Below are 12,985 nucleotides of genomic sequence, written 5' to 3' on the forward strand. Positions count from 1 at the left end.
TTTTTCCGAGGCTCGGCACGGGTTTTGGTGTGTATGGCGGCGACCCTGTTGATGGCCGCCCCCGATAGCCATGCGCAAACACTCGACGACGATCCCGGCTTGGACCGCATCGTCGCGCTGGTGACCGAACGCCTGGATACCGCCGATGCCGTCGCCGCGGCGAAGTGGGCGACCGCCGCGCAGAACGGCGGCGAACCCTCGATCGACGATCCGGCCCGCGAGGCGCAGGTCTACGACGCGATGGCGCGCCTCGGGGCCGACCGCGGGCTTCCGGAAAGCTGGATCCACCAGGTGTTCTACGGCCAGATCGAGGCCAACAAAATCGTCCAGCGCGGCCTGGTCACCCGCTGGCGCTTCGATCCGGCCGTGGTGCCGAGCACGCCGCCCGATCTGGCGTCCGTGCGCCCGGTGATCGATCGGGTGAACGTCGAAATCGTCGACCAACTCGCACTGCGCCGCGCCGAGCTCACCGGTCCGAACTGTGTCGAGCGCCTGGTATCGCCCGTTTTCGGGGTGCTCGGCTCCGGCCGTGACGCGCTGCATCAGGCAGCTCTGGTCCGCGCCGCCACCGCGCTGTGCGGCCCCTAGTCGGGTGTGCTGCAAGCCGCAAGCATCCGGCACCGCGTGTCGCCGCACGTAAATGTGTCGTAAACCACTCGAACTCGATTGCTGGAAATGTGCTGAATCCCACATCGGGCAAAAGAGTCCGGACGGTCGGATCGGATGGTGTGCTTGTCACACCCCTGTCGGAAATCTCTCATCCAGCCCGCTGATCAGTTAGCCACCGCGAATCGGGTTTGCCTCGACGCGTGCAGGGAAATCCACTTCGATGCAGGTGAGCGCCGGTTCTCGGGGTGCGGGGTGTGGTGTGGCGCGGGCCATGGGCGCCCGTTCTCGCTGGTTGGCACCCGGTGCCAAGGGGATCGATCGCACCGCGTTCGCTGCTTTACACTGGACAACGCGCACACGTGGAGGACCGATTGAAGAAGCCCAGCTAGACCCGGTTATTAGCATGGCCTGAGTTGGTTGGGCCCAGGACCTGACTTATCGTTTGCTCTTACGCCGAACACAACAAGGTTCGGCAATAGCGCCCGCTCGGGGCTCGGAAATCCGGTGCCCAAGCGTAGCGGGCGCGCACCCGTGCGGAGGTAAGGAACACGTAAGCGTTCCGTTACCGACGAGCACCCCTACGTCATCGCAGCGGGTGGACAACTGGAGACGTGACTGCACGAAGAAGACCATCAGCGCGGCTGGTTTCGCAACGTACAGGCGCAGTCTTGACGGAGGCAATCGACGAAAGGCCCCTTTCCCATAGGCCGATTCATCGAGGCCGACTTTCTTGAAGGCAGAGGCATGACGCAACTTCCTGGCCACAGGTCCCCCGGACCCATCGGGCTCTATGACCCGGCGAACGAGCACGACGCCTGCGGTGTCGCATTCGTCGTCGACATGCACGGCCGCCGCAGCCGCGACATCGTCGACAAGGCTATTACGGCTCTGTTGAACCTGGAGCACCGTGGTGCCGCAGGTGCCGAACCCAATAGTGGTGACGGCGCGGGCATCCTGATCCAGATTCCGGACCGGTTCTTCCGCGCCGTGGTCGATTTCGAGTTGCCGCCGGAGGGCTCCTACGCCACCGGTATCGCCTTCCTGCCGCAGGCGCGCCGCGAGGCGACCAAGGCCGCCTACGGCCTGGAGCGCATCGTCGAATCCGAGGGCCTGGCCGTGCTCGGCTGGCGCGAGGTGCCCACCGACGAGTCCACCCTCGGTGCGCTGGCCCGCGACGCCATGCCGACCTTCCGTCAGATCTTCATCGGCTCGCCGAAGGGTTCGGCCGAACAGCTCTCGGGCATGGATCTGGAGCGTCGGGCCTACGTCGTGCGCAAGCGCGTCGAGCACGAACTGGGCAAGGCCGGCGCGGGCGAGGGCGCGGTCGGCAAGGAGTCGGTGTACTTCCCGAGCCTGTCCGGTCAGACCTTCGTCTACAAGGGCATGTTCACCACGCCGCAGCTGCGCGCGTTCTACCTGGACCTGCAGGACAGCCGGGTGGAATCCGCGCTCGGCATCGTGCACTCCCGGTTCTCCACCAACACTTTCCCGTCGTGGCCGCTGGCGCATCCGTTCCGCCGGGTCGCGCACAACGGTGAGATCAACACCGTCACCGGTAACGAGAACTGGATGCGCGCCCGCGAGGCGCTGCTGCGCTCGGATGTCTTCGGCATCGACGAGGCGGGCAACAACCGCCTGAAGAAGATCTTCCCCGTCTGTACCCCGGGGGCCAGCGATACCGCCCGCTTCGACGAGGTGCTGGAACTGCTGCACCTCGGCGGCCGCAGCTTGCCGCACGCGGTGCTGATGATGATTCCCGAGGCCTGGGAACGCAACGAGACCATGGACCCGCAGCGGCGGGCGTTCTACCGCTACCACTCGATGCTGATGGAGCCGTGGGACGGCCCGGCATCGGTGTGCTTCTCCGACGGCACCGTGGTCGGCGCCGTGCTCGACCGCAACGGCCTGCGGCCCAGCCGCGTCTGGGTCACCGATGACGGTCTGGTCGTCATGGCTTCCGAGGTCGGCGTCCTCGATATCGATCCGGCCAAGGTGATCAAGAAGGTTCGGCTGCAGCCGGGTCGCATGTTCCTGGTCGACACCTCGCAGGGCCGCATCGTCGGCGACGAGGAGCTCAAGAGCCAGCTGGCCGCCGAGCACCCGTACCAGGAATGGCTCGACGCCGGTGTCACCAAGCTGGCCGATCTGCCCGACCGTCCGCATGTGCACATGTCGCACGATCGGGTGCTGATCCGCCAGCAGATCTTCGGATACACCAATGAAGAACTGAACCTGCTGATCTCGCCGATGGCCAAGACCGGCGGTGAGGCGCTCGGCTCGATGGGCACCGACACCCCGATCGCGGTGCTGTCCTCGCGCCCCCGCCTGCTCTTCGACTACTTCTCCCAGCTGTTCGCGCAGGTGACCAACCCGCCGTTGGACGCGATCCGGGAAGAAGTTGTGACCAGCCTGCGCCGGGCCCTCGGCCCGGAGGCCGATCTGCTGCATCCGGGACCGGAGTCCTGTCACCAGATCACCATCCCGCAGCCGATCCTGGACAACGACGAGCTGGCCAAGCTCATCCACATCAACGACGATGGCTCGCATCCGGAGCTGCGCTCGGTGGTCGTGCATGGTCTGTATCCGGTGAAGAAGGGTGGCAAGGGCCTGCGCAAGGCGCTCGAGGCCATCAACACCCAGGTCTCGGCCGCCATCGAGGGCGGTGCGCGGATCATCGTGCTGTCCGACCGCGAGTCCAATGAGAAGCTGGCGCCGATTCCGTCGCTGCTGCTGACCGCGTCCGTGCACCACCACCTCGTGCGGGAACGGACCCGGACGATGGTCGGCCTTGTCGTCGAGGCCGGTGACGCCCGCGAGGTGCACCACATGGCCATGCTGGTCGGCTTCGGCGCGGCCGCGATCAACCCGTACATGGCCTTCGAGACCATCGAGGATCTGCTCGAGCGCGGCGGACTCCAGATGCCGGGCAGCACCGGCGATCTGGCCGCCGACTACCGCAAGGCGGTCGCGAACTACAACAAGGCCGCGAGTAAGGGCGTGCTGAAGGTGATGTCCAAGATGGGCATCTCCACCATCGCCTCCTACACCGGTGCGCAGCTGTTCCAGGTCATCGGCCTTTCGCAGGAGCTGGTGGACGAGTACTTCACCGGTCTGCGTTCGCATCTGGACGGCATCGGTCTGGACGAGATCGCCGCCGATGTGGCGGCCAGGCACACCGTGGCATTCCTGGAGAACCGCAACGAGCGCGCGCACCGCGAACTCGAGGTGGGCGGTGAATACCAGTGGCGGCGCGAGGGTGAATACCACCTGTTCAACCCGGACACCGTCTTCAAGCTGCAGCACGCCACCCGCAGTGGTCAGTACTCGATCTTCAAGGAGTACACCAAGCTGGTCGACGACCAGTCCGAGCGTTTGGCCTCGCTGCGCGGTCTGTTCAAGTTCAAGACCGGTGAGCGCAAGCCGATTTCGATCGACGAGGTCGAACCGGCCAGCGCCATCGTCAAGCGGTTCTCCACCGGTGCGATGAGCTATGGCTCGATTTCCTCCGAGGCGCACGAGACCCTCGCGATCGCGATGAACCGCCTCGGTGGTCGCTCGAATTCCGGTGAGGGCGGTGAACATCCGGCCCGCTTCGAGGTCGAGGAGAACGGTGACTGGCGGCGTTCGGCGATCAAGCAGGTCGCCTCGGGTCGCTTCGGTGTCACCGCGCACTACCTGACCAACTGCACCGATATCCAGATCAAGATGGCCCAGGGCGCCAAGCCGGGTGAGGGCGGTCAGCTGCCCGCGCACAAGGTGTACCCGTGGGTCGCCGAGGTGCGGCACTCGACGCCTGGCGTCGGCCTGATCTCGCCGCCGCCGCATCACGACATCTACTCGATCGAGGATCTGGCGCAGCTGATCCACGACCTGAAGAACGCGAACCCGCAGGCACGGATTCACGTGAAACTTGTTGCGGAGCCGGGTGTCGGCACGGTCGCCGCGGGTGTGTCGAAGGCGCACGCGGACGTGGTGCTGATCTCCGGCCACGACGGTGGTACCGGCGCCTCGCCGCTGACCTCGCTCAAGCATGCGGGCGGTCCCTGGGAGCTCGGCCTGGCCGAGACCCAGCAGACGTTGCTGCTCAACGGACTTCGCGATCGCATCGTCGTGCAGGTCGACGGACAGATGAAGACCGGCCGCGACGTAATGATCGCCGCGCTGCTCGGCGCCGAGGAATTCGGTTTCGCCACCGCGCCGCTGGTCGTCTCGGGCTGCATCATGATGCGGGTCTGCCACCTCGACACCTGCCCCGTCGGTGTCGCGACGCAGAATCCGGTGCTGCGCGAACGCTTCACCGGCAAGCCGGAATTCGTCGAGAACTTCATGCTGTTCGTCGCCGAAGAGGTCCGGGAACTGTTGGCGGAGTTGGGCTTCCGTACCCTGGACGAGGCCATCGGCCGGGTCGACATGCTCGACACCTCCCAGGCCAAGGAGCACTGGAAGGCCAGCAAGCTGGACCTGTCGCCGATCCTCGACGATGTCGAGACGGCATTCATGCGCCAGGACCGGTACTGCACCAAGACCCAGGACCACGGCCTGGACCGGGCGCTGGACGTGCAGTTGATCGCGCAGAGCGCCGATGCGCTCGAGCGCGGTCAGGCGGTGAAGTTCGAAACCAAGATCACGAATGTGAACCGCACCGTCGGCACCATGCTCGGCCATGAGGTGACCAAGCTCTACGGTGGCGCGGGCCTGCCCGACGACACCATCGACATCACCTTCACCGGTTCCGCGGGCAACAGCTTCGGCGCATTCGTGCCCGCGGGCATCACGCTGCGCGTGCAGGGCGACGCGAACGACTATGTGGGCAAGGGGCTTTCCGGCGGCCACATCATCGTGCGCCCGTCGCTCAACGCACCGGCCGAATTCGTCGCGGAGCAGAACATCATCGCGGGCAACGTGATCCTGTTCGGCGCCACCAGCGGCCAGGCCTTCATCAGCGGTGTGGTCGGCGAGCGGTTCGCCGTGCGCAACTCCGGCGCCACCGCGGTGGTCGAGGGCGTCGGTGACCACGGCTGTGAGTACATGACCGGTGGTCGGGTGGTCATCCTCGGTGAGACCGGCCGCAACTTCGGCGCCGGTATGTCCGGCGGTGTCGCCTTCGTATACGACCCGAACGGCACCTTCGAGGCAAGGCTCAACCCGGAGCAGGCCGATGCGGTCGAGCAGCTCGCCGGTGACGACTTCACCTGGCTGCGCGACATCATCACCGAGCACCGCGATCAGACGGGTTCGGCTGTCGCCGAACGCATTCTGAGCGACTGGTCGCAGCAGGTGAACCACTTCGTGAAGGTTATGCCGCGCGAATACAAGAAGGTTCTGCTCGCGATTTCCGAAGCCGAGAAGAACGGCACGGATGTCGATGAGGCGATTATGGAGGCGGCACGTGGCTGACCAGAGAGTTCTAAAGATGATGTCGACGAGGCGCTGTAACCATTCAAGGCGGCACGTGGCTGACCAGAGAGTTCTAAAGATGATGTCGACGAGGCGCTGTGACTATTCGGGGGCTGCACGTGGCTGACCCGCAAGGATTTCTGAAGCACACCAAACGGGAACTGCCGACGCGTCGTCCGGTTCCGCTGCGCCTGATGGACTGGAAAGAGGTCTACGAGCAGGGTTTCCCGCATCAGACCCTGCAGACCCAGGCCAGCCGGTGCATGGACTGCGGTATTCCGTTCTGTCACAACGGCTGTCCGCTGGGCAACCTCATCCCGGAGTGGAACGACCTGGTCTACAGGGGCCAGTGGCGTGAGGGCATCGACCGGCTGCACGCGACCAACAACTTCCCGGAGTTCACCGGGCGGCTGTGCCCGGCGCCGTGCGAGGCCTCCTGTGTGCTCGGCATCAACCAGGATCCGGTGACGATCAAGCAGGTCGAGGTCGAGCTCATCGAGAATGCCTTCGACGAGGGTTGGGTGACCCCGGTCTACCCGACCCGCCTGACCGGCAAGAAGGTCGCCGTGGTCGGTTCCGGCCCGGCCGGTCTGGCCGCCGCACAGCAGCTGACCAGGGCCGGTCATACCGTGACCGTCTTCGAGCGCGCCGACCGCATCGGCGGCCTGCTGCGCTACGGCATTCCGGAATTCAAGATGGAGAAGCGCTTCATCGACCGCCGTCTGGCGCAGATGGAGGCCGAAGGCACCGTCTTCAAGACCGGGGTGAACGTCGGTGTCGACATCACCGCGGCGCAGCTGCGTGAGCGGTACGACGCGATCGTGCTGGCCGGTGGCGCCACCCTGGCGCGTGACCTGCCGATCCCGGGCCGGGATCTGGACGGCATCCACCAGGCGATGGAATTCCTGCCCTGGGCCAACCGGGTGCAGCTCGGCGACGATGTCACCGACGAGAACGGTCTGCCGCCGATCCACGCGAAGGACAAGAAGGTCGTCATCATCGGTGGCGGTGACACCGGTGCGGACTGCCTCGGTACCTCGCACCGTCAGGGCGCGGCCAGCATCCACCAGTTCGAGATCATGCCGCGACCGCCGGAGGAGCGCGCCTCTTCCACCCCGTGGCCGACCTACCCGCTCATGTACCGGGTCTCCTCGGCGCACGAGGAGGGCGGCGAACGCGTGTTCTCGGTGAACACCGAGCGGTTCGTCGGCAAGGACGGCAAGGTCAGCGCGCTCGAGGCGCACGAGGTCAAGATGGTCAACGGCCGCTTCGAGAAGGTCGAGGGCACCGACTTCACCCTCGAGGCCGATCTGGTGCTGCTCGCCATGGGCTTCACCGGACCCGAGAAGCCGGGCCTGCTCGAAGGTCTCGGCGTCGGCTACGACCAGCGCGGCAATGTCCAGCGCGATAAGAACTGGTCGACCAATGTCCCCGGCGTCTTCGTCGCCGGTGATATGGGCCGCGGCCAGTCGCTGATCGTCTGGGCCATCGCGGAGGGTCGCGCCGCCGCCTCGGCGGCCGACAAGTTCCTCGAGGGCGAGACCGCACTGCCCGCGCCGATTGCGCCGACGGCGGTCGCGCAACGCTAGACCTCTCTTACCGGAGCGGAAGGGCGCCTGTGGATTTCGGTCCACAGGCGCCTTTATTTGTGCCGGGCTTTTGCCCCTGTACGTATTCGAACTCGGCCGCGCGCGGAAGGTCGCTGAGCGGAACCGTTTTCGGCATACCCGGCGACGGGAATCGGACACGGTCACGGGTTCGAATGGCGTAGCTCGAGGCGTTGCCTTATTGTGATCTGCGGCGTGGTGCGTGATCTTGGGATGTGGGTTGTGACGTGCATGTCGTACCGGTGGGTGACCCGGTATGCACTGGACCGACATCCGCCGAGGTCAGCACGGTTAAAACAACTGTCGGTGCTTGCTCTCGCAAGGGGCGATGTTTTGAACTGGAGCAGTATGCGGTTGAAGAAGGTTGCCGCCGCCATCGGTGCGTGCGCGGCTGTTGCATCCGGCGTGGTCCTTGGTAGCGGTTCGGTAACGGCCGACCCGGGCTGCCCGAGCCTGTATGTGGTTGCGGTTCCCGGCACTTGGGAGACCGGCAAGGATAAGACGCCGCAGCCCGGCATGCTGTCCGGCGTCACCAATAACCTGGGCCGGTCGGTGGACGTCGACTACGTGACGTATGCCGCGACCGCGTTCCCGTGGGAAGGCGATGTCTACGGCGCGTCCAAGAAGGAAGCGACCGATCGCGCCCGCGGCCTTGCCACCGATATGGTGCAGCGCTGCGGCGGCACCAAGATCGCGCTCGTCGGCTACAGCCAGGGTGCGGATGCGGCGGGCGACCTCGCCGCCGAAATCGGTACCGGCCTCAGCCCGATTCCGGCCGACCGGATCGCGGGAGTCGGACTGATCTCCGATCCGCGCCGCTCGCCCACCGACATTCAGGTCGGACCGGTCGCGCCGGGCGCGGGCGCCGGTGGCGCTCGGGTCGGCGGCTTCGGCTGGCTCAGCGATCGCACCCGCACCATCTGCGCGCTCGACGACCTCTACTGCGCAACTGCCCCCGACGACTTCGTGACCCGGTTCGCCGGTTTCCTCGCGCAGACCTCCGAGGCGAATCCGGCCAACCTCTGGCGCTACCAGCTCGAGGCGGGCGCCATCATGAACGACCTGATGAGCCTGGGCGGCATCCCGACGCTGCAGTCCCAGCTCACCGAATCCGCCAACCAGCAGCGGGCGAAGGATCTGGAGCGGTTCTACAACTCGCACGCGCATACGCTCTACGGCAGCTACCCGGTGGGCGGCGGGCAGACCGCCATCTCCTGGATGCACAACTGGATCGCGGGCATGGCCTGATTCCTGGTCTCACCCATAGCGAAAGGCCACCTCTCCCGGCGGAGGGGTGGCCTTTCGCTTTCTGCTACCCGGATCAGCCTGCGGAGCCGGTCGGCGGTGGGAACTGCTGGAAGGGCTGCGGTCCGGGGCCGGGGCGGCCATTATCCGGCCCCGGGAACCATGGACCCTGGTCGTCACCGCCATCACCGAGGTGGTTGTGATGGTGGTGATGCCGGTCGATCTCGATACCTTGCAACGGAATCTGATCCGATACCGACTGGGCGGACGCATCGGGCTCGGCCGCGGAGGCGGTGCCGGCGAGTGCGCCGAGTGGTACGGCGATCAACGCGCCTGCGACTGCAACCCGGACGACGATACGCCTTGTCTTGGAGAGCAAAACGGTTCCTTTCTCGCGGATCGTGAGTCGCTGGTGCTGATTGTTTCGAGCGACCTGCAAGCAGTCGCTACGGCGGCTCACCCGTCCCATCGAAGGCTCCGTCACTGGGATCGAGGTGCGACTCGTCTGGCAGTCGACTGTGAATGCAAGAGTCTGGGAACAACCGTCAAGGTTGCTGTGAAATGTTGCGCGGCAACAGATCCCACACGTGGCCGTTCTCGTTGACGGTCGCCGCGGTGCGTCGGCCGCTGCGGGAGAACAGGATCCGGGTGATCGAGCAATAGTCGATCGGAAAGGTCAGCGGCCGGGCCAGGCCGAGCACCTCCTGCAGCAGCACATTGATCACCCCGCCGTGCGCGAACACGACCACCGTATCGGCCGGATCGGTATGCGCGGCGATCGAAGTGACGGCATCACGCACCCGGGTGATGAATGCGGGCCCGTCGATCTGATCGGGCAGATGTCCGGACTTGATCCGCTCGTAGACGGCCGAGAATTCGACCTTGGCATCCTCGATCGGAATGTAGGCGGGCAGGTCACGATCGTATTCGGCGAGATCATCGATCACATCCACCGGCAGCCCGAGCTTCGCCGCGGTCGGCTCGGCAGTCTCCCGCGCCCGCCGCTGCGGACTGCTCACAATCCGGCTGATCCGATGCTGAGCCAACGCCGCAGGCACCCGTTCGGCCTGCTCTAGGCCGACCGGCGCCAACCCGGGATCGGCGGGACCGCCCTCGGTTTGCACTCGCAGCGGCTGAGCATGACGAACGAGAATCAACTGCACCCCGCCCACTCTGCCGTATGATCGGTGTTCATTCGCACTAGGGGGATTAAGCGACGTATGGGTGCCATACTCGAAGTCATGACCGTCGAACCGTTTCCGCAGTGGCTGCGCCCGCCGCCGGGCGGTTTTGTCGCCGAGGATCTGGACCGCCTGCCCGACCTGCCCCCGCATACCGAACTGATCGACGGGAGCCTTGTCTTCGTGAGTCCGCAGGCGGACTTTCACATGCTCGTCATCTCGCTGCTCGAGAATAGACTTCGGCTTTAACCCCTGCCCGGATCGGCACCCCGCGGTCAGGCTGTCGCGGTTCCCTTACATTCCGCTGGCAGTTCGAAGAAGTTGATGAAGTGTTCGGCGGCGGCGACGTCGCCGGAGATCTTTGCTTCGCCGCTGGTGATGGTGTCGGCCAGCGCTCGGCCGTGGAAGGCGACGGCGATGAAGGCTGGGACGGTGGTGTGGATGGCGATGGCACCGGTGCCGGAGGCGCCGCGGGTGATGGTGATGGTGCCATCGGAGACTACGGCGTGGAATTCGTCTGTGCCGGAATCGGATCCGGTGAAGTACAGGTCGTAGTCGGCGCGCACTCCTGCCGCCCGCTCGGGTTGGAAGGAGGTGCGCAGGGTGACCACAAGCGAATCGGTCGACATGTCGGAGCAGCTGTAGCTGTTGGGGGTGCGGGCGCCCCAGCGGTTCAGCGCGACGATCACGTCATCGAGTTCGCGACCCCAATCGGTGAGGTCGTAGACGGCGGCGCCGACCGGCGGCGGCAGCTTGCGCTTGTGCACGACGCCGATCTGGACGAGTTCGTCGAGGCGCTGGGAGAGCACATTGGGGCTGATGCCGGGGAGTCCGGCGCGCAGATCGGTGAAGCGTTTGGGGCCCAGGAGCAGTTCGCGCACCACGAGCAGGGTCCAGCGCTCGCCGACCAGGTCGAGCGCGCGGGCGGCACCGCAGGCGTCGTGGTAGCTGCGCTTCGCGCGCTGCTCCGGGGCAATAGTCATGGGCTACAGCATATCAGTCGATTCTTCAACTGAATTAATTAGTTGTCTTTTAGGACTAACCATTGCTAGCGTGCCACAGTAACGATCTTCGGGTGGAAGGCGTCTGTGGTGACGGAAGCAAAAGAACGACATAGACAGGTGGGGGACGCCTCGTCCGGTGCGGACAGTAAGCGCTGGCTCGCCCTCTATGTGTTGTGTGGCGGCATGCTGATGATCGTGCTCGATGCGACGATCGTGAATGTCGCGCTCGCGGATATCCAGACCGACCTGGGCTTCACGCCATCGGGTCTGGCCTGGGTGGTGAACGGATATCTGATCTCCTTCGGCGGCCTGCTCATGCTGGCCGGTCGACTCGGTGACCTCATCGGTCGCCGCACCATGTTCCTGTCCGGTCTGGTGGTCTTCACCCTGGCCTCGGCGCTGTGTGGTGCGGCCGTCAACGAGGTGACCCTCATCGCGGCCCGCTTCCTGCAAGGCATCGGCGGCGCCATGACCTCGGCGGTCATCCTCGGCATGATCTTCGCGATGTTTCCGGACCCGCGCGAGCAGGCCAAGGCGATCGGTCGCTATGCCTTTGTCGCGTCGGCCGGTGGTGCGATCGGCCTGCTGCTCGGCGGTTTCCTGACCGCGTTGGACTGGCGGCTGATCTTCCTGGTCAACCTGCCGATCGGCATTACCGTCGGCCTCGGCGCGCTGAAGATCCTGGACAAGGACAAGGGCGCCGGACTGAAGGACGGCGCGGATGTGCCCGGCGCCGTGCTGATCACCGCGGCGCTGATGCTCGGCGTCTACACGATCGTCAAGCCGGCCGCCGAATACGGCTGGACCGATCCGGCCACGCTGGGACTCGGTGCGGCCGCGCTGGTACTGCTCGCCGGATTCATCGCGCGGGAGGCGACGGCGGTCACCCCGCTGATGCCGCTGAAGATCTTCCGCTCACGAAATCTGTCCGGCGCCAATGTGATCCAGGTGCTGACCGTGGCGGGTATGTTCGGCATGTTCTTCATGGGTTCGCTGTATCTGAAGCAGGTGCTCGGCTATTCGCCGATCCAGCTCGGCACGGCTTTCTTCCCGGTCGCGGCGATCATGGGTCTGCTGTCGGTGCGCTATTCCGAACATCTGGTGATGCGCTTCGGCGCCCGCAAGGTGCTGATTCCCGGTCTGCTGCTGATTCTCGCCGCGCTGCTCTGGCTGACCCAGGCGCCGGTGGACGGCAACTACTGGATCGATATCTTCGGTCCGATGGTGCTGTTCGGTACCGGTGCGGGTCTGGCCTTCCCGTCGCTGATGAATCTGGCGATGTCGGGGGTCGAGCCGCAGGAAGCCGGTCTGGCCTCGGGTCTGGCGAACACCACCATGCAGGTCGGTGGCGCGCTCGGTCTGGCGGTGCTCGCCACCCTTTCGGCGAGCAAGACCGAACATCTGCTGAAGGACGGTGCCGCGCCGAATGTGGCGCTCACCAACGGATTCCACCTGGCGTTCTGGATCGGCGTCGCACTGGTGGTCGCCGCGCTGGTCGCGGCGGTGGTGGTGCTGAAGTCGGTTCCGGCGCAGCCGCACGACGAACTCGATGACGAACTGTTGCTCGAGGCCGAGGTGGCCTCCGAACGCACCGCCATCTAGTCCGGAAATACCGAAACGGCCCGGTTCGCGATTGGCGAGCCGGGCCGTTCTCTCGCGCTTACTGCTGCTTCTTGCGCTGGGTAAGCAGGTAGATGCCGCCGACGATCAGCGCGACGACGACCAGGCAGCAGATGCCGCCGATGATCAGCCCGCTGCTGCTCTTCTTCTTTTTCTTGGCCGCGAATTCCACTGCCGAGGCCAGGGTGTCGGAGTTGGTCCAGGTGTCCGCGCTGGCCCAGACCTGCGGGTCCAGCAGGGCGGTATTGGTCAGCAGATCAAGGTACATATGCATCCCATTGTCGAAGGTAACGGCCTCCTCCCGGGGCCGAGTTGTCAAGAC

10 protein-coding genes are annotated in these 12,985 nt (G+C 65.4%); 6 read left to right on the forward strand and 4 right to left on the reverse strand.

The annotated features are described in order from the left end of the window. The first annotated feature begins 33 nt into the window (after positions 1-33). The 4 genes from aroQ (at position 34) to ACQP1T_RS00280 (ending at position 8,861) form a co-directional block, all read left to right on the forward strand. Complete coding sequence (aroQ, locus tag ACQP1T_RS00265; protein ID WP_433757925.1) at positions 34-588, forward strand: gamma subclass chorismate mutase AroQ; 555 nt, start codon at positions 34-36, stop codon at positions 586-588. Between the two features lie 765 nt (positions 589-1,353). Then, a complete protein-coding gene (gene gltB / locus ACQP1T_RS00270; protein ID WP_433757926.1) occupies positions 1,354-6,006 on the forward strand; it encodes a glutamate synthase large subunit in 4,653 nt (1,550 codons plus the stop codon). A 119-nt stretch (positions 6,007-6,125) separates the two neighbouring features. After that, on the forward strand, positions 6,126-7,595 hold the full coding sequence (locus ACQP1T_RS00275) for a glutamate synthase subunit beta (protein WP_433757927.1): 1,470 nt from the start codon (positions 6,126-6,128) through the stop codon (positions 7,593-7,595). Between the two features lie 366 nt (positions 7,596-7,961). Further along, the gene (locus ACQP1T_RS00280; RefSeq protein ID WP_433757928.1) at positions 7,962-8,861 is read left to right on the forward strand and encodes a cutinase family protein; all 900 of its coding nucleotides are present in this window, start codon (positions 7,962-7,964) and stop codon (positions 8,859-8,861) included. Positions 8,862-8,934: 73 nt separating this feature from the next. On the opposite strand, the gene ACQP1T_RS00285 is transcribed toward ACQP1T_RS00280, so the two are convergent. Beyond that, a complete protein-coding gene (locus ACQP1T_RS00285) occupies positions 8,935-9,237 on the reverse strand; it encodes a hypothetical protein (RefSeq protein WP_433757929.1) in 303 nt (100 codons plus the stop codon). 166 nt (positions 9,238-9,403) lie between these two features. Beyond that, positions 9,404-10,021 (reverse strand): histidine phosphatase family protein, encoded by a 618-nt coding sequence (locus ACQP1T_RS00290; protein ID WP_433757930.1) that lies wholly within the window; start codon positions 10,019-10,021, stop codon positions 9,404-9,406. Between the two features lie 78 nt (positions 10,022-10,099). Between ACQP1T_RS00290 and ACQP1T_RS00295 the strand changes: the two genes are divergently transcribed. After that, entirely contained in the window at positions 10,100-10,288 is a 189-nt protein-coding gene (locus ACQP1T_RS00295; protein WP_433757931.1) for a hypothetical protein, read from the forward strand. A 26-nt stretch (positions 10,289-10,314) separates the two neighbouring features. On the opposite strand, the gene ACQP1T_RS00300 is transcribed toward ACQP1T_RS00295, so the two are convergent. Next, entirely contained in the window at positions 10,315-11,022 is a 708-nt protein-coding gene (locus ACQP1T_RS00300; protein WP_433757932.1) for a winged helix-turn-helix transcriptional regulator, read from the reverse strand. Between the two features lie 108 nt (positions 11,023-11,130). Here ACQP1T_RS00300 and ACQP1T_RS00305 point away from each other — a divergent pair, with 108 nt between their 5' ends. Then, complete coding sequence (locus tag ACQP1T_RS00305; RefSeq protein WP_433757933.1) at positions 11,131-12,645, forward strand: MFS transporter; 1,515 nt, start codon at positions 11,131-11,133, stop codon at positions 12,643-12,645. Between the two features lie 58 nt (positions 12,646-12,703). Here the strand turns inward: ACQP1T_RS00305 and ACQP1T_RS00310 are convergent, their stop codons facing one another. Next, positions 12,704-12,937: a hypothetical protein gene (locus tag ACQP1T_RS00310; RefSeq protein WP_157110190.1), complete on the reverse strand. Its 234-nt coding sequence runs from the start codon at positions 12,935-12,937 to the stop codon at positions 12,704-12,706. Positions 12,938-12,985: the final 48 nt, after the last annotated feature.

The sequence above is a fragment of the Nocardia sp. CA-135398 genome (genome assembly GCF_050955845.1).
Lineage (GTDB): Bacteria > Actinomycetota > Actinomycetes > Mycobacteriales > Mycobacteriaceae > Nocardia.

Coding starts and splice junctions, on each gene's coding strand:
- aroQ (WP_433757925.1), top strand. CDS start 34: ATGGCGGCGACCCTGTTGATGGCCGCCCCCGATAGCCATGCGCAAACA.
- gltB (WP_433757926.1), top strand. CDS start 1,354: ATGACGCAACTTCCTGGCCACAGGTCCCCCGGACCCATCGGGCTCTAT.
- ACQP1T_RS00280 (WP_433757928.1), top strand. CDS start 7,962: ATGCGGTTGAAGAAGGTTGCCGCCGCCATCGGTGCGTGCGCGGCTGTT.
- ACQP1T_RS00295 (WP_433757931.1), top strand. CDS start 10,100: ATGACCGTCGAACCGTTTCCGCAGTGGCTGCGCCCGCCGCCGGGCGGT.
- ACQP1T_RS00300 (WP_433757932.1), bottom strand. CDS start 11,022: ATGACTATTGCCCCGGAGCAGCGCGCGAAGCGCAGCTACCACGACGCC.
- ACQP1T_RS00310 (WP_157110190.1), bottom strand. CDS start 12,937: ATGCATATGTACCTTGATCTGCTGACCAATACCGCCCTGCTGGACCCG.